The 22905-nt window shown below is 70.1% G+C and carries 20 protein-coding genes; 11 read left to right on the forward strand and 9 right to left on the reverse strand.

Going from position 1 to position 22905, the window contains the following annotated elements; translation table 11 throughout:
* The first annotated feature begins 140 nt into the window (after nucleotides 1–140).
* Nucleotides 141–614, forward strand: coding sequence for a hypothetical protein (locus tag AB3X07_RS20880; RefSeq protein WP_369944831.1), 474 nt, complete (start codon nucleotides 141–143; stop codon nucleotides 612–614).
* A gap of 450 nt (nucleotides 615–1064) precedes the next feature.
* A complete protein-coding gene (locus tag AB3X07_RS20885; RefSeq protein WP_369940889.1) occupies nucleotides 1065–1547 on the forward strand; it encodes a DUF962 domain-containing protein in 483 nt (160 codons plus the stop codon).
* A gap of 13 nt (nucleotides 1548–1560) precedes the next feature.
* On the opposite strand, the gene AB3X07_RS20890 is transcribed toward AB3X07_RS20885, so the two are convergent.
* On the reverse strand, nucleotides 1561–2481 hold the full coding sequence (locus AB3X07_RS20890; RefSeq protein ID WP_369940890.1) for an SDR family oxidoreductase: 921 nt from the start codon (nucleotides 2479–2481) through the stop codon (nucleotides 1561–1563).
* Nucleotides 2482–2770: 289 nt separating this feature from the next.
* On the opposite strand from AB3X07_RS20890, the gene AB3X07_RS20895 reads away from it, so the two are divergent.
* Genes AB3X07_RS20895 through AB3X07_RS20920 form a run of 6 tightly spaced genes read left to right on the forward strand, consistent with a single transcriptional unit; the run spans nucleotide 2771 to nucleotide 8674 of the window.
* Nucleotides 2771–5602, forward strand: a complete 2832-nt coding sequence (locus tag AB3X07_RS20895) for a monovalent cation/H+ antiporter subunit A (RefSeq protein ID WP_369940892.1) — start codon at nucleotides 2771–2773, stop codon at nucleotides 5600–5602.
* Nucleotides 5602–5961, forward strand: coding sequence for a Na+/H+ antiporter subunit C (locus AB3X07_RS20900; protein WP_369940893.1), 360 nt, complete (start codon nucleotides 5602–5604; stop codon nucleotides 5959–5961). Before AB3X07_RS20895 ends, AB3X07_RS20900 begins: the two co-directional genes overlap by 1 nt.
* Nucleotides 5958–7520: a monovalent cation/H+ antiporter subunit D gene (locus AB3X07_RS20905; protein WP_369940895.1), complete on the forward strand. Its 1563-nt coding sequence runs from the start codon at nucleotides 5958–5960 to the stop codon at nucleotides 7518–7520. Before AB3X07_RS20900 ends, AB3X07_RS20905 begins: the two co-directional genes overlap by 4 nt.
* Nucleotide 7521: 1 nt before the next feature.
* Nucleotides 7522–8022 (forward strand): Na+/H+ antiporter subunit E, encoded by a 501-nt coding sequence (locus tag AB3X07_RS20910; RefSeq protein WP_369940897.1) that lies wholly within the window; start codon nucleotides 7522–7524, stop codon nucleotides 8020–8022.
* Nucleotides 8019–8303, forward strand: a complete 285-nt coding sequence (locus AB3X07_RS20915) for a K+/H+ antiporter subunit F (RefSeq protein WP_369940899.1) — start codon at nucleotides 8019–8021, stop codon at nucleotides 8301–8303. The genes AB3X07_RS20910 and AB3X07_RS20915 overlap by 4 nt, the downstream gene beginning before the upstream one ends.
* Nucleotides 8300–8674: a Na+/H+ antiporter subunit G gene (locus tag AB3X07_RS20920; protein WP_369940901.1), complete on the forward strand. Its 375-nt coding sequence runs from the start codon at nucleotides 8300–8302 to the stop codon at nucleotides 8672–8674. The genes AB3X07_RS20915 and AB3X07_RS20920 overlap by 4 nt, the downstream gene beginning before the upstream one ends.
* Nucleotides 8675–8796: 122 nt before the next feature.
* On the opposite strand, the gene AB3X07_RS20925 is transcribed toward AB3X07_RS20920, so the two are convergent.
* Nucleotides 8797–9747, reverse strand: coding sequence for a calcium/sodium antiporter (locus AB3X07_RS20925; RefSeq protein ID WP_369940903.1), 951 nt, complete (start codon nucleotides 9745–9747; stop codon nucleotides 8797–8799).
* 185 nt (nucleotides 9748–9932) lie between these two features.
* Nucleotides 9933–10586 (reverse strand): lectin, encoded by a 654-nt coding sequence (locus AB3X07_RS20930; protein ID WP_369940905.1) that lies wholly within the window; start codon nucleotides 10584–10586, stop codon nucleotides 9933–9935.
* A gap of 323 nt (nucleotides 10587–10909) precedes the next feature.
* Between AB3X07_RS20930 and AB3X07_RS20935 the strand changes: the two genes are divergently transcribed.
* Nucleotides 10910–11410, forward strand: a complete 501-nt coding sequence (locus AB3X07_RS20935; protein WP_369940906.1) for a hypothetical protein — start codon at nucleotides 10910–10912, stop codon at nucleotides 11408–11410.
* Nucleotides 11411–11486: 76 nt separating this feature from the next.
* Here the strand turns inward: AB3X07_RS20935 and hmgA are convergent, their stop codons facing one another.
* The 3 genes from hmgA to hppD form a co-directional block, all read right to left on the reverse strand.
* Nucleotides 11487–12785, reverse strand: coding sequence for a homogentisate 1,2-dioxygenase (hmgA, locus tag AB3X07_RS20940; RefSeq protein ID WP_369940908.1), 1299 nt, complete (start codon nucleotides 12783–12785; stop codon nucleotides 11487–11489).
* An 18-nt stretch (nucleotides 12786–12803) separates the two neighbouring features.
* Nucleotides 12804–13196: an endonuclease domain-containing protein gene (locus AB3X07_RS20945; RefSeq protein ID WP_369940910.1), complete on the reverse strand. Its 393-nt coding sequence runs from the start codon at nucleotides 13194–13196 to the stop codon at nucleotides 12804–12806.
* A 137-nt stretch (nucleotides 13197–13333) separates the two neighbouring features.
* Nucleotides 13334–14446, reverse strand: coding sequence for a 4-hydroxyphenylpyruvate dioxygenase (hppD, locus tag AB3X07_RS20950; RefSeq protein WP_369940912.1), 1113 nt, complete (start codon nucleotides 14444–14446; stop codon nucleotides 13334–13336).
* Between the two features lie 134 nt (nucleotides 14447–14580).
* Here hppD and AB3X07_RS20955 point away from each other — a divergent pair, with 134 nt between their 5' ends.
* Nucleotides 14581–15066: a MarR family winged helix-turn-helix transcriptional regulator gene (locus AB3X07_RS20955; RefSeq protein WP_369940914.1), complete on the forward strand. Its 486-nt coding sequence runs from the start codon at nucleotides 14581–14583 to the stop codon at nucleotides 15064–15066.
* Nucleotides 15067–15179: 113 nt separating this feature from the next.
* Here AB3X07_RS20955 and AB3X07_RS20960 read toward each other — a convergent pair whose 3' ends face one another.
* From AB3X07_RS20960 to AB3X07_RS20970, 3 genes are all read right to left on the reverse strand, one after another.
* Nucleotides 15180–15788 (reverse strand): thioredoxin family protein, encoded by a 609-nt coding sequence (locus AB3X07_RS20960; RefSeq protein ID WP_369940916.1) that lies wholly within the window; start codon nucleotides 15786–15788, stop codon nucleotides 15180–15182.
* A gap of 16 nt (nucleotides 15789–15804) precedes the next feature.
* The gene (locus AB3X07_RS20965) at nucleotides 15805–17424 is read right to left on the reverse strand and encodes a peptide MFS transporter (protein ID WP_369940918.1); all 1620 of its coding nucleotides are present in this window, start codon (nucleotides 17422–17424) and stop codon (nucleotides 15805–15807) included.
* Nucleotides 17425–17753: 329 nt separating this feature from the next.
* On the reverse strand, nucleotides 17754–18680 hold the full coding sequence (locus AB3X07_RS20970) for a tryptophan 2,3-dioxygenase (protein WP_369940919.1): 927 nt from the start codon (nucleotides 18678–18680) through the stop codon (nucleotides 17754–17756).
* Nucleotides 18681–18931: 251 nt separating this feature from the next.
* Between AB3X07_RS20970 and AB3X07_RS20975 the strand changes: the two genes are divergently transcribed.
* Nucleotides 18932–22495 (forward strand): lamin tail domain-containing protein, encoded by a 3564-nt coding sequence (locus AB3X07_RS20975; RefSeq protein ID WP_369944832.1) that lies wholly within the window; start codon nucleotides 18932–18934, stop codon nucleotides 22493–22495.
* Nucleotides 22496–22905: the final 410 nt, after the last annotated feature.

Consider the following 22905-nt stretch of genomic DNA (forward strand, 5'->3'; position numbering starts at 1 on the left):
CCGACGGCGCCACGCCACAGCAGCCAGCCGCGGCCGCCGCTGCGCCGACCACGGTGGCCCCGCAGCCAAGCGCCGCGCCGAACACCGTCCCGCCCGCGAACGCGCCGGCGCCCAGCGTCGATGCCTTCGTTCCCGCCGGCATGCAGCGTGTGGACGCCGTCCGCGGCGACCTGACCGGTGCCGGCCGTGCGGACGCGCTGCTGGTGGTCTCGCCGCCGACGGGCGACGCCAAGCTGGGCGAAGGCGCGCCGCGCACGGTCATCCTGCTGACCCAGGACGCGGCGGGAGCGCTGCACAAGTCCGCGGAGAACACACGGCTCGTGCCCTGCGCGCGCTGCGGCGGAATGGCCGGCGACCCCTACGCCTATGCGCGCATCGAGTCCGGACGCTTCACCATTTCGATTTCGGGCGGCTCGCGCGAACGCTGGGCCGACGACATCGCGTTCCGCTACGACGCCGCGCGCAAGACCTGGCTGCTGGACAAGGTGGTGCGCGAACTCACCGACACGCAGACCGGGCAAAACAAGACCCTGGAGCTGTCGTCCAAGGAGCTGGGCGAGGTGACCTTCGCCGCGTTCGATCCGGCCACCCTGCCCAAACCCGCGCCGCTGTAACCGCCACACCCGGGCGCCGCGCACGCCGCAACGATTCGAACGGCTACCCGTCCCGCGTTTCGCCGCCGCGAGTCCCGATCTAGCCCCTCTCCCACCGGGAGAGGGGTTGGGGTGAGGGTCGGCGCGAAAGCGTCTCGCGGAGTTTGGGTGCACGAGGCTTCGCCCGTACCCTCATCCGCCCCTGCGGGGCACCTTCTCCCGACGGGAGAAGGAAGAGCCTAGCCCCTCTCCCTCCGGGAGAGGGGTTGGGGTGAGGGTCCGGCGCGAAAGCGACTCGCGAAGTTTGGGTGTGCGAGGCTGCGCCCGTACCCTCATCCGCCCCTGCGGGGCACCTTCCCCCGAAAAGGGGGCTATGGTCCCGACGGGAGAAGGAACGGCCGCGGGACGCGTCGCGTGTCTCCGCATCGCCGCGCCGATGGCGCTATGCTGGCCCGGTTCCTGGGAGGGATGATGGATACCACCGCCTACGCGCGCCCGATCGACCGCTATTTCGCCGGCTATTCCGACGATCACCGCAACCGTGCCAACCAGCGCATCCATGTGCTCGCGGTGCCGGCGATCCTGTGGTCGGTGGTGGCGCTGCTGTGGTGCATTCCGGTCGGCGGCACCTGGTTCCAGAGCGGGCTGTGGGCGGCGCTGGGCATGTTCGCGGCGTGGATGTACTACAACCGGCTGTCGCGGACGCTGGGCTACGGCATGCTCGCCGCGTTCTTCTTCTGCGGCTGCCTGTGCCGCCTGCTGGAGGCGCACGTCGGCCTGCAGGGCCTGCTGTGGCTGGCGCTGGGCGTGTTCGTGGTGGCCTGGATCGCGCAGTTCGTCGGGCACAAGCTCGAAGGCCACAGGCCCAGCTTCCTCACCGACCTGGTGTATCTGCTGATCGGGCCGGCCTGGGTGCTGGCCAAGCTCTATCGGCGCATGGGCTGGCGCTACTGAGGCCGCCGCGCGCTCAGCCGGGCAGGCCGAGCATCGTCGCATCCGGCGCGAACGCGCGCGGCGCATAGCCGAAATCGCGCCGCGCCGGCTCCAGATCGAACACCAGATCCTCGCCCATGCGCTGCACCGCGGCGCGGTTCATGCCGCGCAGGCGGCCGAGCGCATGCGCCAGGGCCAAGGCCAGCGCGAACAGGGCGTGCGGCAACGCCAGCAACCTCGGCGGCGGGCGCAGCGCGCCGAGCACCCGCCGCACCATGTCGCGGTAGCTGAGCACCTCGCCGCCGCCCAAGGCATAGCTGCGGCCGTGCGTGGCCGGGTGCGCCAGCACCGCCAGCGCCGCGTCGGCGAGATCCTGCACGTGGACCGGCTGGCGCAGGCCACGGGCGCTGCGCGGCAGCACGAACCAGCCGCTGCGCCGCGCCAGCGCGGCGATCGCGCTCAGCGTGCGGTCGCGGCCGGCACCGTAGACCAGGGTCGGACGCAGCACGGTGACCGCCGCGCCGCGCTCGGCGGCGGTGCCGAATAGCATGGCCTCGGCCTCGCGCAGGCGCCGCGCGACGTCGCGCTCGGCCGCGTCCAGCGAATCGCGCTTGACCTCCAGGCTGGTGGAGCCGAAGGCGACCACGCGCGGCACGCGCAGCGGCGTACGCCGGTACCAGTCGGCGAACGCGTCCAGCGGGCCGCAGCTGAAGATGGCGTCCACCGGCGGCGGCGCCTGCAGCGTGCCCAGTTCGCCGGCATGCCAGGTCACGCCGGCGCGCGGCGGCTGCGCGGCGCGCGAATAGGCATGCACCTGCCAGCCATCGGCCAGCAGGCCCTGCAGCACGCGCTCGCCGATCTGGCCGCTGCCGCCGAACAGCAGCGCCACGCGCGCGCCGGCCGCGTGCACGGGCGCGGAGGAGGCAGCGGCGGCGACGGTGGGCGATACGGTCATCGCACAAGCATAGCGAGCGCGCGCCGTCGCGCCCAATGCCGCCGCCGCGCCGCATGCGAATGAAGCCTTGCGGCCGAGCGCGATGCGGGCGTCGCAACTGGCTATCCGGGCTGCGCACCGCCCCCGCCCGGCGTGTCGGCCTGCGCCATCGCGGCACGCTCGCAGGCGCATCACTCCAGGCGCGGTAACGTGTGCGGATGACCTCGCATGCGCCGTTTTCCATCGCAGGCGGACGCCATTGGGCGCCTGTTACACTCGGGCCCCTGCTCGCGAATCTCGTATTCCCTGCATGATCCCCGTTCTGGACATCCTGCTGGCCTTGCCATTCCTGATGGCGGCCGCCGTCGTCGCCTTGCGCCAGCGTTCGCGCGCCACGCTGGCCTGGGCCGCGGCGGCCGCGCCCTTGGCCGGGCTGGTGCTGCTGGGCATGCTGGCGCCGAGCGTGCTCGACGGCGACATTGTCCGCGCCGACCACGCCTGGCTGCCGCAGATCGGCCTGCAGTTCTCGCTGCGCCTGGACGGGCTGGCGTGGATGTTCGCCGGCCTGGTGCTGGCGATCGGCGCGCTGGTGGTGATGTACGCGCACTACTACCTGGGCGCGCGCGAGAACGTGGCCCGCTTCTATGGCTATCTGCTGCTGTTCATGGGCGCGATGCTGGGCATGGTCATCGCCGGCAATCTGCTGCTGCTGATGGTGTTCTGGGAACTGACCAGCATCAGCTCGTTCCTGCTGATCGGCTTCTGGTCGCACCGCAAGGACGCGCGCGATGGCGCGCGCATGGCGCTGGTGATCACCGGCGGCGGCGGCCTGGCCCTGCTCGGCGGCGTGCTGCTGCTCGGCCGCATCGTCGGCAGCTACCAGCTCGACGCGGTGCTCGCCGCCGGCGATGCGATCCACGCCAGCGCGCTGTATCCGTGGGCGCTGGGGCTGATCCTGCTCGGCATCTTCACCAAGAGCGCGCAGTTCCCGTTCCACTTCTGGCTGCCGCACGCGATGGCCGCGCCCACGCCGGTGTCGGCCTATTTGCACTCGGCGACGATGGTCAAGGCCGGCGTGTTCCTGCTGGCGCGGCTGCATCCGGCGCTGGCCGGCAGCGACCTGTTCTTCTACACGGTCAGCGGCATTGGCGCGATCACCCTGCTCACCGGCGCCTGGTTCGCGATCTTCCAGCACGACCTCAAGGGCCTGCTGGCGTATTCGACGATCTCGCACCTGGGCCTGATCACCATGCTGTTCGGCCTGTCCACGCCGATGGCGGTGGTGGCGGGCGTGTTCCACATCCTCAACCACGCGGTGTTCAAGGCCTCGCTGTTCATGGCCGCCGGCATCATCGACCACGAAACCCACACCCGCGACATGCGCCGGCTCGGCAATCTGCGCCGCTGGATGCCGGTGACCAGCGCACTGGCGATCATCGCCTCGCTGGCGATGGCGGGCATTCCGCTGCTCAACGGCTTCCTGTCCAAGGAAATGTTCTTCGCCGAGGCGCTGGGCGCGGACGGGCCGGCGGCGATGCGCGTGTTCACCGCCGGCGCGGCGCTGCTGGCCGGCGTGTTCGGCGTGGCCTACAGCCTGCGCTTCGTCTACGAGACGTTCTTCGGCAGCGGGCCGCGCGACCTGGAGGCGATGCCGCACGAGCCGCCGCGCTGGATGAAGATTCCGGTGGAGATCTTGGTGCTGCTGTGCGTGGCGGTCGGCGTGGCGCCGGCGCTGACGGTGGCGCCGGTGCTGCGCACCGCGGCCGGCGCGATCCTCGGCGACGCGCTGCCCGCGTACAGCCTGGCGGTGTGGCACGGCTGGAACGCGCCGCTGGCGATGAGCATCGCCGGTGTGGTCGGCGGCGTGGCGCTGTACTTCGGCCTGCGCCGGCTGACCGCGCTGTACACCGAGGTGCGCCGCTCGCTGGGCAAGCGCGTGTTCCACTGGCACGTGGAAACGCTGTTCGGCATCGCCGCACGCTTCACCCGGCTGCTGACCAACGGCAGCCTGCAGCGCAGCCTGCGCTGGCTGCTGCTGGCGGCGGTGGTGGTCGCGGCCGCGCCGTTCGTCGCCGCGCCGGCGCCGTGGACGCAGTGGCCGGCGCCGCAGCCGATGCCGTTGCTGGGCTGGGCGCTGTGGCTATTGATCGTCAGCTGCGCGCTGGCCGCGCTGTTCCTGTACCGGCAACGCCTGCTGGCGGTGCTGGTGATCGGCGGCAGCGGCCTGGGCGTGAGCCTGGTGTTCGTGTTCCTGTCGGCGCCGGACCTGGCGCTGACCCAGTTGCTGGTGGAGATGGTCACCCTGGTGCTGATGCTGCTGGCGATGAACTACCTGCCCAAGGCCTCGCCGCTGGAGCCGGGGCGCTGGCGCCAGCTGCGCGACGCGGTGCTGGCGATCGCCGCCGGCACCGGCATGGCGCTGCTGGCGTATTCGGTGATGACCCGGCCGGCGGACACGATGGCCGGCGAACTGCTGCGGCGCGCGCTGCCGGAAGGCTACGGACGCAACGTGGTCAACGTGATCCTGGTGGATTTCCGCGGCTTCGACACCTTCGGCGAGATCACCGTGTTCGGCATCGCCGCGCTGGTGGTGCACGCGCTGCTGCGGCGCGCGCGGATGGCGCCGGAGAAGGTGATGCCGGGGCCGCCGATCAAGCTGCCGGTGCCGGCCGACCTGGCGCAGCTGATGTTCCCGCTGACCCTGACCGTGTCGATCTTCCTGTTCCTGCGCGGCCACAACGCGCCCGGCGGCGGCTTCATCGCCGGGCTGGTGCTGGCGGTGCCGCTGCTGATGCAGTACGTGATCCAGGGCGCGGCCTCGGTGGAATCGCGCTTCGGTTTCGACTACATCCGCTGCATCGGCCTGGGCCTGCTGCTGGCCGCGCTCGGCGGCATGGCCTCGATGGCGTTCGGCGTGCCGTTCCTGACCAGCGGCCACTACGACCTGCGCCTGCCGCTGATCGGCGACATTCCGCTGGCCAGCGCGCTGGGCTTCGATACCGGCGTGTACCTGGTGGTGTTCGGCGGCACCATGCTGACCCTGTCGATGATGGGCACGATCAAGCCCTCGCGCACCCGCGCGTCGCAGCGCGGCTGGATCGATCCGGCGCAACGTTCGCCACGCACCGGGGAGATGCGCTGATGGAACTGGCATTGGCGAGCGCGATCGGCGTGCTGACCGCGGTCGGCGTCTATCTGATGCTGCGCGCGCGCAGCTTCGACGTGATCCTGGGCATGACCGCGCTGTCCTACGCCACCAACCTGCTGATCTTCGCCGGCGGCCGGCTGGTGCAGGGCAAGGCGCCGGTGCTGCGCGACGGCGTGGCGCCGACCCTGGCCGAACACGCCGATCCGCTGCCGCAGGCGCTGGTGCTGACCGCGATCGTGATCGCCTTCGCGATGACCGCGGTGAGCATCGTGCTGGCGATGCGCAGCCGCAGCGACAACCACAGCGACCACGTCGATGCGCGCGTCGATCACGATGGCGACAGCGCGCTATGAACCATCTCGTCATCCTGCCGATCCTGATCCCGCTGCTCGGCGCGGCCGTGTCGCTGTTCGTGGAGCACCGCCGCTACGGCCGCCACGTGCGCCGCGCGGTGGCCTGGACCGCGATGGCGGCACTGGCGGCGGCGGTGGTCGCGTTGTTCGCGCGCGCCGGCGACGGCCAGGTGCAGGTCTACCTGCTCGGCGACTGGCCGTCGCGGCTGGGCATCGCCTTGATGGCCGACCGCCTGTCGGCGTGGATGCTGCTGACCACCACCCTGCTCGCCGCAGCCTGCCTGCTGCACGCCTGCGCCGGCTGGGACCGGCGCGCGCCGCACTTCCATGCGCTGTTCCAGTTCCAACTGGCCGGGCTCAACGGCGCGTTCCTGACCGGCGACGTGTTCAACCTGTTCGTGTTCTTCGAGGTGATGCTGATCGCCTCCTACGGCCTGCTGCTCAGCGGCGGGCGCGGCCTGCGCCTGCGCGTGGGCTTCCATTACGTGGTGTTCAACGTCACCTCCTCCACCGTGTTCCTGATCGCGCTGGGCCTGCTGTACGCGCTGCTCGGCTCGCTGAACATGGCCGAGCTGTCGCAACGCGTCGCGCAGGCGCCGCCGCAGAACGTGGCGCTGATCAAGACCGCGTTCGGCCTGTTGCTGCTGGTGTTCTGCGCCAAGGCGGCGCTGCTGCCGCTGTACCTGTGGCTGCCGGAGACCTATGCGCGCGCGCCGGCGCCGGTGGCGGCGCTGTTCGTGATCATGACCAAGGTCGGGCTGTACGCGGTGCTGCGGGTGAGCACGCTGATCCTCGGCAGCCAGGCGCAGACGCTGGACGGCTATGGCCGCGACTGGCTGCTGTGGCTGGGCATCGGCACGCTGCTGCTGGCCGCGCTCGGGGTGCTGGCCGCGGTGCGCCTGCGGGTGCTGGTCGGCTATCTGGTGATCGTGTCGGCGGCGACGCTGTTCGTCGCCTTCGCGCTGGACGCGCCGGGCACGCTCGGCGCCGGCCTGTACTATCTGGCGCACAGCAGCTTCGTCGCCGCGGCGCTGTTCATGATCGCCGACCTGATCCGGCGCCGCCGCGGCGACGCCAGCGACCGCAAGGAGATCATCGCGCCGCTGCCCGGCAAGACCGTGCCCGGCGTGCTGTTCCTGATCGCGGCGGTGTCGGTGGCCGGGTTGCCGCCGCTGTCCGGGTTCCTGGCCAAGGTCGCGATCCTGGGCGCGACCCCGGCCGGCGTCACCGGCCCGGTGTGGGCGGCGGTGCTGCTCAGCAGCCTGATGGTGATCATGGGCCTGACCCGCGCCGGCGTGCGCCTGTTCTGGCGCGTGCCGGGCGACCAGCACCGCGACGACGACGGCCTCACGCAACTGCCGCAGCCGCACCCGCGCAAGGCGCGCGCGCGGCCGCTGGAAACCGCGGCGACGCTGCTGCTGCTCGGCTACGGCGTGGCCATGACCGTCGCCGCCGGGCCGATGCTGCGCTACACCGACGCCGCCGCCGCGCAGTTGCTGCGCCCGGGGGACTACACCCACCAGTTGCGCGCCACCACGCCGGCGCTACGGGAGCCCTGACATGCGCCGTTCCTGGTTGCGCCGCCTGTTCCCCTCGTGGCCGCTGAGCATCACCGTCACCGTGTTCTGGCTGCTGATGAGCGACAGCTTCAGCCTGGCCCAGGTGCTGCTGGGCGCGCTGTTGGGCGTGGCGGTGCCGCTGTTCGCCGCGCGCCTGGACCGCGAGTTCGCGCGCATCGGCTCGCTGCGCTCGGTGCCGAAGATGCTGTGCGTGGTCGCCTGGGACATCGTGCGCTCCAACGTGGTGGTGGCGCTGCAGGTGTTGGGCCCGGAATCGCGGATCCGTCCCGGCTTCATCTGGGTGCCGCTGGACATCGGCAACATCCACGGCATCGCCGCGCTGACCAGCATGATCACGCTGACCCCGGGCACGGTGTCGGCGGCGCTGTCGGACGACCGCAAGTACCTGCTGGTGCACGTGCTGCACCTGGACGACGCCGAGACCGTGATCCGGCAGATCAAGACGCGCTACGAGGCGCCGCTGATGGAGATCTTCCCATGACCAGCCACATGTTCATCGAGACCACGATCGTGGTGTGCATGCACGTGGTGGCGCTGGCGATGCTGCTGGCGCTGTGGCGGCTGCTGCGCGGCCCGACCGTGCCCGACCGCATCCTGGCGCTGGACACGCTGTCGGTGACCGCGATCGCCGAACTGATGCTGTTCGGCATGCACCTGGATTCGCCGGTGTACTTCGAGGCCGCGCTGATCATCGCCATGCTCGGCTTCGGCAGCACCGTGGTGCTGAGCAAGTACGTGCTGCGCCGGGACATCGTCGAATGATCGCAGCACTGCAGGTCGGGCTGTCGCTGCTGCTGATCGTCGGCTGCGGCTTCATCCTGCTCGGCGCGCTGGGGCTGGTGAAGCTGTCGGACTTCTTCAAGCGCCTGCACGCGCCGACCAAGGCCAGCACTCTGGGCGTGGGCTGCGTGCTGCTGGCCTCGGTCGGCTACCACCTGTTCCTGGGCCAGGACCCGCAGCCGCGCGAACTGCTGATCACCGCGTTCCTGTTCATCACCGCGCCGATCAGCGCGCACATGATGGCCAAGGCGGCGCTGTCGCTGATGCTGGAACAGCGCCCGCAGGTGCCCGGCAGCGCCGAGCATGCCGACAAGGAAGGCCTGCCGCCGCCGGCGGAGCAGGACGAAGCCTGACGCTGGCATGCGCGTGTAGGAGCGGCTTCAGCCGCGACCGGGCCTTCCCGGGAAGGCCCGGTCGCGGCTGAAGCCGCTCCTACAGGGAGTGGTGTGCGGCGAATGGCCGGTCCGGCCCCGCCTCACCCGACAAGCGCCACTTCCAATCCGATCCAGGCCACGAACGCCACCAGCAGAACCGCGCCTTCGCCGCGGCTGATGCGCATGTCGCCGCGCAACATCGGATACAGCACCACGCTCAGCGCCAGCGCCGCCGGCAGTTCCAGGCGCACGAACGAGGCCGGCAACGGCAGCGGCCGCAACGCCGCCATGCCGCCGATCACCACCAGCAGGTTGAACAGGCTGGAGCCGAGCACGTGCCCGACCACCATGTCGCCCTGGCCGCGCCGCGCCGCGGCGATCGCGGCGGCCGCTTCCGGCAGCGCGGTGCCGATCGCGACCGGCAGCAGGCCGACCAGCAGCGGCGACAGGCCCCAGGCGGCGCCGAGTCGCGGCGCCGTACCGACGACGAGGTTGGTGCCGAGGTACAGCAACACGATCGCGATCAGCAGGCGCAGCAGGTTCAGGCCCAGCCCGGTGCGCGTCACCGCATAGCCGGACAGGCCGAGCTGGCGCGCGGCCTCCTCGCTGCGCCCGCGGCGCAGCAGGAACATCAGCACGCCGACGAAACCCAGCAACAGCAGCCCGCCTTCCAGCCGCGAGATCGCCCCATCCAGGCCGAAGCCGATCAGCGCCAGCGTCGCCACCCCCAGCATCAACAGCAACGGCGCCAGCATCCGCGTGCGCACCAGCAGCGGCGCCGCGAGCGCGGCCAGTGTCAGGGTCAGGCCGAGGTTGGCGATGTTGCTGCCGACCGCGTTGCCCAGCGCCAGGTCCTGCGCGCCGACCAGGTAGGCGCGCATGTTGACCGCCAGTTCCGGCAGCGAGGTGCCAAACGCCACCAGCAGCAGCCCGGCCACGAACGGCGAGGCGCCGCAGCGCTGCGCCAGGCCGGAGGCCGCCTTGACGATCGAGTCGCCGCCCAGGGCCAGCAGCAGCAGTCCCACCACCACCAAGCCGATCGCGCTCGCCATCGCCCACCCCTCGCCGTTCGATGCGCGATTCTATGCCCGGTGTGGATGATGTGGCTGTCATTGCGGGGCGGAGCGGACGCAGCGCTTGGGGCGGCGTTGCGTGTCTGCGGTGATTCAGCCGCGACGCGTGTCGCCAACCACGACTGCCGTGCAACGACTTGGCTGGCGGTATGCAGCGGCTTTCGCTAGCCGCAGCCCTCCACATAGTCCACCTGCGGCGGCAGACCCACGCGCCAGGCGGTCGCCTTGCCCGCGGCATCCACCTCGAACACCAGCACGCCGGCCTGCGCGTTGGCGCCCGCGATCCGCAGCACCTTGCCGCCTTCGACGTACTTGTGCGGTTGCTCTTCCACGCGTCCGGCATATAGCGTGCGCAGTTGCGCCAGGTCCATGCCGACCTTGCCGCCGCCTGGCGCGGTTTCCTTGGCGGTGCGCACGTCGTAGCGCACCAGCTTGTCGCCCTCGAACATCAGGCCGAAGTTCGCGTTGTCCTTGGCCCAGCGCGGCCTGAGGACGTAGCAGCCGCCGGCCTCGCCCGCCTGTCCGTCGAGCTCGCCACCCCAGGCCGCGCGCGCCTGCGCCGCGCTCATGCCCAGGCGCAGGTCGCCGTAGCCGTCCTCGCGCGCCAGTTGCCCTGCCGACGCCGCCATCTCCGGCGGCATCGCCGCGGCCGGGGCCTGCGCCGGGGGCACGTCGCCATCGGGCTGGTCCAGCGCTGGCGGCGCGTCATCGGCATGCGCCGCCGCAGGTGCGGCGGAAGGCGGCGCGGCGGGTGGCGGCGTGTCGCAGGCGCTCAGCGCGAGCAGCAACAAGGCGGCGGCAGGCAGGGTCGGCTTCATTGCATTTCCTCGCGGGAGCAGCGCATAGGCTAGCGCGCGCCGCGCATGCATGCATGCACTGGCCGATGGTGCGTTATGTATCGCGTCTCGCCCGGCCACAGTGCGCACGCCTGCACGGCCATTCGTTCGGCATCTAACTCCACGTCAGCGGCGAGTCCGGCGCAGACCGGCTGGGTGATGGACGTTCGTGCTGCTACGGCCGCGCTCGCGTGCGCCAGCTCCTCGCCGCCACGGTCGCGCATTGCGCGACGTGTGCTTGTGCGGCGCCTGTCATCGCCGTTTCACCGGCAACGGCGAAGCTGGGTCTGTTCCGGACCCCGCCCATGCCTCCGCGCAAGACCGCCCTCGCCATTGCGGCACTGCAATCCCACGCCGCGCCGCTGGACATGCGCCAACGGCGCGTGCTGATCCTGGCCGATGGCCAGCGCAGCGTCGACGACCTGATCGCGCTGGGCGGCAACAATGCCGCCACGATCGTGCAGGAGCTGTTGCAGCAGGGATATCTGGACGATGGCCGTCCCAGCGGCGCGCCGCCGAGCGCGGCGCCGGCAGCGCCCAGCCCAGCGCCAGCGGACCCGCGCCGCGCGTTGCTCAACGCGCGCATGTATCTGCTCGACCTGCTGCAGTTGCAGCGCCACCCGGCCTCGCGTCCGCTGCAACAGCAGTTGCGCGACGCGCGCGAGGATGCAGCCACGCTGCAGGCGATCGCGCAGGCGCTGCGCGCGATGCCGGAGATGACCTCCGAACGCTACGCGCAGCGCATCCGCGAGCGCGTGCTGGAAGTGCTGCCCGCGCCGCTGCACGCGTCGCTGGCGGCGGCCTGAGCGGATCGCCTCAGGCGTTCTTCGGCATGAAGCGTTCCGGCATGCGAGGCGCGCCGGCGCGGCGCGCGCTCCGCGCTCAGGGCGCGCGGAAGTGGCGGCGCAGCCCCTCCCAGCACTGCTGGTAGTCGCGCTGCCGATGCGCGGCCGCCAGCGCCTGCGCGGTCGGGCGCAGCACGGCGCGGGTCTCGAACATGAAGGCCATGGTGTCGGCGATCACGTCCGGTCGCGACAGGTCCGCCTGCGAGGCCTTGTCGAAGGTCGCCGCATCCGGGCCGTGTCCGCTCATGCAGTTGTGCAGCGAGGCCCCGCCCGGCGCGAAGCCCTCGGCCTTGGCGTCGTAGACACCGTGCACCAGGCCCATGAACTCGCTGGCCACGTTGCGGTGGAACCACGGCGGCCGGAAGGTGTGTTGGGCCACCAGCCAGCGCGGCGGGAAGATCGCGAAATCCATGTTGGCGGTGCCCGGCGTGTCGCTGGGCGCGGTCAGCACGGTGAAGATGCTCGGATCGGGATGGTCGAAGCTGATCGAGCCGATGGTGTTGAAGCGGCGCAGGTCGTACTTGTACGGGGCGTAGTTGCCGTGCCAGGCGACCACGTCCAGCGGCGAATGCGCGATCGGCGCACGCCACAGATGGCCCTGGAACTTGGCGATCAGCTCGAAGTCGCCCTCGTCCTCCTCGTAGCTGGCCACCGGGGTCAGGAAGTCGCGCGGGTTGGCCAGGCCGTTGGCGCCGATCGGCCCCAGGTCCGGCAGCCGCAGCAGACCGCCGAAGTTCTCGCACACGTAGCCGCGCGCGTCGCCGTCGGGCAGTTCCACGCGGAAGCGCACGCCGCGCGGGATCACCGCGATCTCCTGCGGCGCCAACTCCAGCGCGCCCAGTTCGGTGCACAGCCGCAGCCGGCCGAGCTGCGGCACGATCAGCAGTTCGGCGTCGGCGTCGTAGAAGAAGCGCCCCTGCATCGATGCGTTGGCCGCGTACAGGTGCGCCGCCACGCCATGCTGGGCCTCGGCCGAACCGTTGCCGGCCATCGTGTACAGCCCGTCGACGAAATCCACCGGTGTCTGCGGCAACGGCAGCGGGCTCCAGCGCATCTGGTCCGGCGGCACCGGTCCGGCGTTGAAGTCGTTGTGGAAGGCATGCGCCTGGGTGTAGGCGGCGAACGCGCCGTGCACCGCCGCCGGGCGGATCCGGTACAGCCAGCTGCGCCGGTTGGCGCCGCGCGGCGCGGTGAACGCGGTGCCCGACAACTGCTCGGCGTACAGGCCATGGGCCACGCGCTGCGGCGAGTTCTGCCCGACCGGCAACGCGCCGGGCACGGCCTCGGTGGCGAACTCGTTGCCGAAACCGTACAGGTAGCGATGATGGTCATGCATATGCTTGAACCTTGGGAATCAAGCCTCTCTCCCATCGGGAGAGGGGTTGGGGTGAGGGTACGGCGCCGCGGTCGCGTCGCAGATGGACTGAATCACCGCGTCAGTCGAGAGCAGGACTTCGTTGTTCCAGAAGCGAACGATCCGCCAGCCTTGCGATTCGAGCCAATGCGTTCTTGTGGCATCACGTGGCTCGGTGTGTTGTGCGCCATCGATTTCGACAATCAGCTTCGACGCCACACAGCAGAAATCCGCGACATACGGCGGGATCGGATACTGGCGGCGGAACTTGAAGCCTTGCAACTGCCCACCTCGCAGGCGCTTCCATAGCATGCGCTCGGCGTCGGTCATGGTTCGACGCAGTTGGCGTGCGATTTCCAGCGTTGCGGTGGGGAGCGGCGGCTTGAGTCTCATGACACCACCGTACCCTCACCCCAACCCCTCTCCCGGTGGGAGAGGGGCTAACGCGGCTGTCGGAACTCTCCGCGCTTGGCTGTCGGCATCACTCGCTGCCAGAACCTGCCGTCGGAACCTGTCGCCGCAAACCGCCGTCAGAGCACGCCGCGCTTCATCTGGTCGCGCTCGATGCTCTCGAACAACGCCTTGAAGTTGCCTTCGCCGAAGCCTTCGTTGCCCTTGCGCTGGATGATCTCGAAGAAGATCGGGCCGATGCAGTTCTGGGTGAAGATCTGCAACAGCTTGCGCTGCTTGGTCTCCGCATCGGCGTCGATCAGGATCTTGTTCCTGGCCAGCCGCGCCACGTCCTCGCCATGGTTGGGGATGCGCTGGTCGATCACCTCGAAATAGGTGTCCGGCGTGTCCAGGAACGCGACACCGGCCGCGCGCATGCGCTCGACCGTTTCGTAGATGTCGTCGGTGAAGCAGGCGATGTGCTGGATGCCTTCGCCGCGGTAGGCGTCCAGGTATTCGTTGATCTGGCTCTTCGGGTCGGACGACTCGTTGAGCGGAATGCGCACCACGCCGTCCGGCGCGGTCATCGCCTTGGACACCAGGCCGGTCTTGGCGCCCTTGATGTCGAAGTAGCGGATCTCGCGGAAGTTGAACAGGCGCTCGTAGTAGTCCGACCAGCGCTGCATGTTGCCGAAGTAAAGGTTGTGGGTCAGGTGGTCGATGAAGGTCAGGCCGAAGCCGGTCGGATGCTGATCCGCGCCGGGCACCGGCTCGAAGTCGGCATAGACCGAACCCTTGTCGCCGTACTGGTCGACCAGGTACAGCATGCAGTCGCCGATGCCCTTGACCACCGGCGCCGGCACCGCGCGGGTGTCGGCCTTGTCGGCGATGGCTTCGCCGCCGTTCTCCAGCACCTTGGCGAAGACCTCGTCGGCCGGGCGCCGGAAGCGGATCGCGAAACCGCAGGCGCAGGGGCCGTGCGCGGCGGCGAAATTGGCGGCGAACGACTCCGGGTCCTCGTTGACCAGGAAGTTGACCCCGCCCTGGCGGTACACGGTGATCGCGCGGTGGCGATGACGCAGCACCGCGCTGAAGCCCATGCTGCGGAAGTAGGCGTGCAACTGCTCGCCCTGCCCGGCCGGCGCGGCGAATTCGACGAACTCGAAGCCGTCGATGCCCATCGGGTTCTCGAAGGTGGTGACCTGCATGCCCAAGTTGGCCGGCTGGGACGGATACGTCGGTTGTGCGCTCATGGCTCGTCTCCTGGAGGACGCGGGCGGTGGCCGGCCGAAATTTCGGATGCGGACGGACGCCAGACTCGCGAGAATGGACGGTAGTGTCCTCCGTTATAGTTACAAATGAAACCACCAGCAAGGTGCAATGCAACATGACGATCGCTTCCGCCACGCCCTCCGTCCCCGAGCAACCCTCGCTCGACCTGGAGCAGTTCCTGCCCTACCGCATCAGCGTGCTGTCCAACCGGATCAGCAGTAACATCGCCCGTGTCTATGGCGAGCGCTACGGCATGGCGGTGACCGAGTGGCGGGTGATGGCGGTGCTGGCGCTGTACCCGGGGCTGTCGGCCGGCGAGGTCTCCGAGCGCACCGCGATGGACAAGGTGGCGGTGAGCCGGGCGGTGGCGCGGCTGCTGGAGCGCGGCTTCATCCAGCGCGAGACCCATGGCGACGACCGCCGCCGCTCGGTGCTGCACCTGTCGGCGGCGGGCGTGGAGGTCTACCAGGTGGTCGCGCCGATGGTGCTCGAATGCGAGCGGCGCCTGCTGGCGCCGTTCAGCGAGGAAGAGCAGCGCGTGCTGAACCGGTTGATCGACCGGCTGGCGGCCGAGGGCTTGCCGAGCATGACCGGCAAGTGAGGCCAGGGCCGCGCGTGGCCGCGCGCCGCAGGCGCAGGAGCGGCTTCCGCCGCGACAGGCCCTACCGGTAAAGCCCGTCGCGGCGGAAGCCGCTCCTACAGGAAGCCGCCGCCTCAGGGCTGCGGCGGCGCCCACTCCTTGAGGAAGTCGAAGAACTTCTTGCGGTCGTAGCCCTTGCCCTTCTCCAGCTCGCCGGTGAGCTGCGAATGCAGCAGCTTGCCGTCGGCATCGAGTACCAGCAGATGCGGGTAGGCGGTGATCTTCGGGTACTGCGCCAGGAACGCTTCGTTCCTGTTCTCGTCGCTGACGTTGACCTTGACCCACACGTAGTTGGCATCGCGGAAGCTGCGCACCTCCGCGTCGCCCTCGATGAATTCGTCGAGGACGTGGCACAACTCGCAGGACTCGCCGCCCACGTCCAGCAGGATCCGCTTACCGCCGCGCTTGGCCTCGACCTCGGCGGTTTCCAGGTCGTTGGCCGGATCGCGCTTGGGATCGAACTGCGCCCCCAGCGCGGCCACCGCGGCCACGTCGGCGGCGGCGGGCGTATTGCCCGAGGCCACCGGCTGGTTGGGATCGGCCACCGGCGGCTTCTGCACCGAGGTGTCCAGCGGCTTGGCCGGCGCCTGTTCGGCTTCCGGCGCGACCGCCTTCTCGCAGCCCGTCAGCGCCAGCAGCAGCGCCACCGTGCCGGCCATCGTCTTGATCGTCTTGTTCGTCATTGCGATCTCCCTCACGTCATTTGACACCGTGCATCAACTTGTTGATCAGCGGTGCAATCAGGAACAACACCACGCCGGCGCCAAGCAGCGCCCAGAACCCGAAGGTATACCCGTCCAGGGCGGAAGGTACCGTCATCCCGTCCTTGCCGCTGACATGGCTGGCGAAGATGCCGGACAGATTGTTGCCGATGCCGGTGGACAGGAACCAGCCGCCCATGCCGAAGCCGACCAGCCGCAGCGGCGCCAGCTTGGTCACCATCGACAGGCCGATCGGTGACAGGCACAACTCGCCCACCGACTGGATCACGTAGACCATGAACAAGGTCCAGAACGGGATCTTGCCGGCGTCGTTCACCAGGCTCGACAGCGCGAACATCAGCAGCAGGAAGGCCAGGCCGTTGAAGGTCAGGCCCAGCGCGAACTTGCGCGGGATCGAGGGATTGAAGCGGCCGGATTTGACCCAGATCCAGGCGATGACCGGCGCCAGGGTGATGATCGCCAGCGAGTTCACCGACTGGAACCAGGCGGTGGGGAAGGTCCAGTCGCCGAAGCGGCGGTTGACGATCTCGTCAGCGAGGAAGGTGAAGGAGCTGCCGGCCTGCTCGAAGAACATCCAGAACAGCACGTTGAAGGCGAAGATGATCAGCATCGCGATCACCTTGTCGCGCGCCACCTTGCCGTTGCGGATGCCCTCGATCAACAGCATCACCGACAACGCGATGAAGATCGCGCCGAGAATCCAGGCCAGCACGGTGGCCGCGGCGAGCGTCTTTTCGTAGTTCAGAACACCTTCCACGTGGACCGGCGTCAGCCACCCGAGTGACATCAGGGCGTCGGCCACATACCGGGCGAGCGCGCCGCCGAGCACGAAGTAGATGACAGGAATCGCCAGCACGCAGCCGAGCACCACGGCGAGGACGCGGCCGCTGCCGCCGGTGCCGGGCGCGGCGGCGCCGATCCCCTTGAGCTGGGCGCGGCCGACGAAGAACCACAGCAGGCTGATCAACATGCCGATGCCGGAGGCGATGAACACCATCTTGTACGAGGGCATCGCCAAGGTGCCGAACACTTTCTCGGCCAGCATCTGGGTCAGCACCGGCGAGACCATGGCGCCGATGTTGATGCCCATGTAGAAGATGGTGAAACCGCTGTCCCGGCGCGGATCGGCCACGCTGTAGAGCTTGCCGACCATCGCCGAGATGTTCGGCTTGAACAGGCCGTTGCCGACGATGATCGTGGACAGGCCCAGCTCGAACACCTGCTGGTTGGGGATGGCGATCATGAACAGGCCGGTGGCCATCACCGCCGCACCGAGCAGGATGGAGCGCTGGTAGCCGAGCACCCGGTCGGCGATGTAGCCGCCGAAGATCGCCGCCGCGTACACCAGCGCCAGGTAGGCGCCATAGGTGGCGCTGGCCGGCGACTGGCCCGCCCCCTGGCCGTCATAGAACTGCGCCACGATGTACAGCACCAGCGCCCAGCGAATGCCGTAGAACGCGAAGCGCTCCCAGAATTCGGTCATGAACAGCATCCACAATGGCCGTGGATGGCCCAGCAGGGTCTTGAATTCGGGCGGTTGCGCTGACGGCGGCTGCGGTGAGGCGGGGTTGTTCGACGCGACGACGTCAACGCTCATGCGGTGTTCCCTTGCGTATTCAGTATGGGCTGGGCGTGTCCCGGTTGCGACCGGGGCAACGGCCGAGGATCACCGAGGGACGCCGTCGCGTCAAATGCGGGGGAACAGCCGCGACCTGGGACGCAACCCCTCCCGGGAGCCCCGAAGCGCGGGGGAGACGAGGACGAGAGGCCGCTCGCGGGACGCGGAACCGCAGCGATCCGGGCAAGCGAGCCTCGGCAGGACCGTGCCTTACACCCTGGAGCGCAGCGGCGCTCAGGCAGCGCGTGGCGGCCACCGGCACAGATCCGGCGCCTGCGCGGCGGACGTTACACGGGGGCCTGCAGCGATCACTGGGCGCTGGTGTCCCCGCGCGCCCCGGGTTCCGGGTCGCGCGCGCCCGCTGCCCCGGTGTCCCGCGCCTCCAGCCCCACCGAGGTGCGCACCTCGAACAGTTCCGGGAAGAAGGTCAGCGCCAGCGCCTGCTGCAGGAAGCCCACGCCGCTGGAGCCGCCGGTGCCGCGCTTGAAGCCGATCACCCGCATCACCGTGCGCATGTGCCGGAAGCGCCACAGCTGGAACTGGGTCTCCAGGTCCACCAGGTCCTCGCACAGCGAATACTCGCGCCAATAGCGGTCGGTGTTCTCGTAGATGCGCTCGAACACCGGGCGCAGCAGCGGGTCGCTGACATGCGGCTGGCGCCAGTCGCGGGCGTGGTACGGCGCCGGCACGGCATGGCCGAAGCGCGCCAGGTAGCGCAGGAACTCCTCGTACAGGCTGGGCGCTTCCAGCACCGCCTGCAGCGCGGCCTGGCCGTGCGGGTCGTGGCCGAACACGCGCAGCATCTGCGCGTTCTTGTTACCGAGCATGAACTCGATGGTGCGGTACTGCAGCGACTGGAACCCGGAGGACGGCCCCAGCACGTCGCGAAAGCCCATGTACTCGGACGGGGTCAGCGTCTCCAGCACCGACCACTGCTCGGTGAGCTGGCGCAGCACCTGCTTGCTGCGCGCCAGCACCTTGCGGCATTGCCAGACTTCGTCGCGCTGCAGGTGCATGATCGCCGCGCGCAGTTCGTGCGCCAGCAGCTTCAGCCACAGCTCGGAGGTCTGGTGCTGGATGATGAACAGCATCTCGTCGTGGTGCGGCGGGTCCGACAGCGGCTGCTGCGCCGACAGCAGTTGGTCCAGCCGCAGGTAGCCGCCGTAGGTGACGCGGCCTTCCAGGTCGGTGTGGATGCCGGCTTCGAGCGGGCGCTGGTTCTGTTCGACGGGCATGGGCGGGAACGGCGATCCGGGGCCGGCAAGGGTACCGCAGCGGCTGAGCGTGCCGACCACCAGCGCGCGCCATCGCCACGCCCAGCGCCCCCTGCACTGCATTTGCATCTGCCTGGCGACGGCCGCGAACTGTGTCACACATTCGTCAGCACACGCTGACAAACTCCGGCACAATCGTCGGCGGCGCCTGGGGGGAGCCGTCGGTTCATCTGCGTTAGTCCACGTCTTCAAGGATCGGGGAGATCTTGTTCATGCGAACCATGCTGCTGCGAGCTGCGGTGTTGTCGTGCGCGTTGGGGTGTGCCGGGTATGCCCAGGCCCAGGTCGTCATCAGCCAGGTCTATGGCGGTGGCGGCAACAGCGGCGCCACCTACAAGAGCGATTTCGTCGAATTGCACAACAACGGCAGCGAGGCGGTGAGCCTGGCCGGCTGGTCGGTGCAGTACGCCTCGGCCGCCGGCAGCAGCTGGCAGGTCACCGCGCTGAGCGGCAGCATCGCGCCGGGCGGCTACTACCTGGTCAAGCAGGCCGACGGCAGCGGCGGCAGCACCGCGCTGCCCACGCCCGACGCCACCGGCACCATCGCCATGAGCGGCAGCGCCGGCAAGATCGCGCTGAGCAAGAGCAGCGCCGCGCTGAGCGGCGCCTGCCCGGCCGGCAATGCCGACTTCGTCGGCTACGGCAGCAGCGCCAGTTGCGCCGAAGGCAGCGCCCCTACCGCAGCGCCCAGCAACACCCTGGCGGTGCTGCGCGGCAACGGCGGCTGCACCGACAGCGACGACAACAACGCCGACTTCGCCACCGGCGCGCCGACCCCGCGCAACAGCGCCGCGCCGGTCAGCCTGTGCGGCGGCGGCAACCTGCCGGTGGCCAGCGTGGCCAACGTCAGCCGCGGCGAAGGCGACAGCGGCAGCACCGCATTCGTGTTCACCATCGCCCTGAGCCAACCGGCCGGCAGCGGCGGGGTCGGCTTCAGCGTCGCCACCCGCGACGGCAGCGCGACCGCCGGCAGCGACTACCAGGCGCTGGCCGCGACCAGCGTGACCATTCCCGCCGGCGAGAGCAGCGCGCAGGTCAGCGTGCTGGTCAATGGCGACACCGCCAACGAACCCGACGAGACCTTCTACCTCGACATCACCGGCATCAGCGGCGCCTTGCCGGCCACGCTGACCGCCAGCGGGGTGATCCTCAACGACGACTTCAACCTGGTGCCGATCCACAGCATCCAGGGCAGCGGCGCGCGTTCGCCGCTGGTCGGGCAGATCGTCGCCACCAGCGGCATCGTCACCGCGCGGCGCAGCGCCGGCTTCTTCCTGCAGGCGCCGGACGCCGAGGCCGATGCCGACCCGCTGACCTCCGAGGGCATCTACGTCTACACCGGCAGCGCGCCGCCGGCCGAGGCCGCGGTGGGCAACGCGGTGCGGGTGCAGGCCACCGTGCTCGAGTACGTGCCCAGCGCCGACCCGACCCAGCCGCCGCTGACCGAACTGGGCAGCCCGACCGTGCTGCTGCAGTCCACCGGCAACCCGCTGCCGGCCGCGGTCGAGCTGACCACCCGCTTCCCCGACCCGAACGGCGCCTACGACCAGCTCGAGCGCCTGGAAGGCATGCGCGTCACCGTGCCCAGCCTGACCGTCAACACGCCGACCCTGGGCAGCGTCAACGAGACCAACGCCAGCGCCACCAGCAATGGCGTGTTCCATGCCGTGGTCACCGGCCTGCCGCGCGCCTGGCGCACCGCCGGCGTGCAGCAGCCCGATCCGTTGCCGGCCGGCTCCCCGGCCGGCGTGCCGCGCTGGAACACCAACCCGCAGGTGATCGCGGTGGGCAGCGCCGGCCTCGGCGGCGAGCGCATCGACGTGGCCAGCGGCTGCGTGGTGCTCGGCGTCAGCGGCCCGCTGGACTACAGCTTCCGCCGCTACACGATCTATCCGGAAACCGCGCCCAGCGTGCAGTGCAACGGCGCCGACCAGCCCAAGCCGGCGCCGGCGCCGCAGGCCGACGACGTCAACGTCGCCACCTACAACATGGAGCGCTTCTTCGACGACCAGAACGACCCGGCGATCGGCGAACCGGTGCTGACTCCGGCCGCCTACCAGGCCCGCCTCAACAAGGCCTCGCTGGCGATCCGCAACTACCTCAACACGCCCGACATCCTGGGCACGGTGGAGGTGGAGAACCTGAGCGTGCTGCAGACCCTGGCCGCGCGCGTCAACGCCGACGCGGTCGCCGCCGGCCAGCCCGATCCGCAGTACGTGGCCTACCTGCAGGAAGGCAACGACGTCGGCGGCATCGACGTCGGCTTCCTGGTCAAGACCGCGCAGGTCGGCGCCGGCATCGCGCGGGTCGAAGTGGTCTCGGTGAGCCAGGAAGGCAAGGCCGCCACCTGGACCGAACCCAGCGGCACGGTCAGCCTGCTCAACGACCGCCCGCCGCTGCTGCTCAAGGCGATCGTGCATTTCGCCGACGGCCGCGCGCTGCCGCTGACCGTGGTCGAGGTGCACCAGCGCTCGCTCAACGGCGCGGAGACCGACGACGCCAGCGGCCAGCGCATCCGCGCCAAGCGCCAGGCGCAGGCCGTGTTCCTGGCCAACCTGCTGCAGGCGCGCCAGGCCGCCGATCCCGGCGAGCAGTTGCTGGTGATGGGCGACTTCAACGCCTTCGAGTTCAACGACGGCTACGTCGATGCGATGGGCACGGTGACCGGCCTGCCGTCGGCCGACGCGCAGACCGTGGTCGAGGGCGACGGCGCCGACCTGGTCGAGCCGGACCTGTACAACCTGACCCTGCTGTCCACGCCGGACCAGAGCTACTCCTACGCCTACGACGGCAATGTGCAGTCGCTGGACCACATCCTGGCCAACCGCGCGCTGATGCAGTCGGCGCAGGTCGCGGGCCTGGTCGAAGGCCATGCCCGGCTCAATGCCGACTTCCCCGCCATCGCGCGCAACGATGCCAACTCGCCGGCGCGGCTGTCCGACCACGACCCGGCGGTGGTGCTGCTCAAGCTCAAGCCGCTGCAGCGCGCCGACCTGGGGGTGACGGTGAACGCCGCCAATGCCGCGGTGCACGCCGGCGATACCATCCGCTACGGCGTGGAGGTCGGCAACGCCGGCCCGGACGCGGCGCGCTTCGCCGCGGTCGCCTTCGCCCTGGACGCGGCGGTGACGCCGAGCGTGACCGCCGCGCCGGGCTGGGCCTGCGCCGCGCCGGAGATCGCCGCGCAGACCGTGGTCACCTGCACCACCACGCAGTTCGCCGCCGGCGCGGCGCAGCGCTTCGAGTTGGCGGTGCCGGCCGACGCCGCCCTGGTTGGGCGCAGCCTGACCCTGGCCGCCTCGGCCGCCTCGCAGACCGAGGACCCGAACAGCGCCAACAACGGCGCCAGCGCCGCGGTGGCGGTGCAGGCTGCACCGGCCGGCAATCTGGCAGTACGCATCGACGGCCCGGCGACGCTGCCGCTCACCGCGTTCAGCGCCAGCTACCGCATCGCCCTGCGCAACCACGGCAATGCGCCGGTACGGCGCGCCAGCCTGAGCGTCAGCGGCAACACGCTGTCGGTGCTGTCGGCGCTGGTGCCGCCGCGCGGCTGGCAGTGCGTGCGCCAGGCGCACGGCCTGCGCAGCGCGCAGTTCCAGTGCAGCACCCGCGCCGACCTGGCGCCGGGCGCCAGCACCGCGTTCACCCTGGCGGTGGCGACCCGCCCGCTGCCGGCCGACCGCAGCATCGTGATCGAGGCCAGCGCCAGCTCCGCCTCGGCCGATGCCGATCCGGCCGACAACACGGCGCGCTTCAGCACCCGCATCGGCCGCTGATCGCAACCGCCGGCAACGACGAAGGGGCGCGGCCGCAAGGCCGCGCCCTTTTCGTTGGCGGCGCGCACGCGCGTCGCCACCTCAAAGCCAGGGCTGCTCAAACCCCTCTGCCTCCGGGAGAGGGGGTGGGGTAAGGGTAGGGGCGAAGCCACCTCGCACTCCATGCCACTGCAATCGCGTCGGCACCGGCATTCGCCGACCCACCACCTCCGCCGCCACGCACGACCCGCGGCTGCACTCGCAACGCGCCAACACCGCGGCGCAACACGCCGCCAGCTAAACGGCAGCAACGCCTGCAGCGCACAGGACACGCGGTTTTGCTGCAATCCAGCAACACGCCGTGCTGCGGTGCACGACGGCTTTTGTGCACGGCTTCCTTAACATGCCAGGTCATATCATTTGAAACTGTT

This window comes from Xanthomonas sp. DAR 35659 (assembly GCF_041242975.1).
In the GTDB taxonomy this organism is placed as follows: Bacteria; Pseudomonadota; Gammaproteobacteria; order Xanthomonadales; family Xanthomonadaceae; genus Xanthomonas_A; species Xanthomonas_A medicagonis.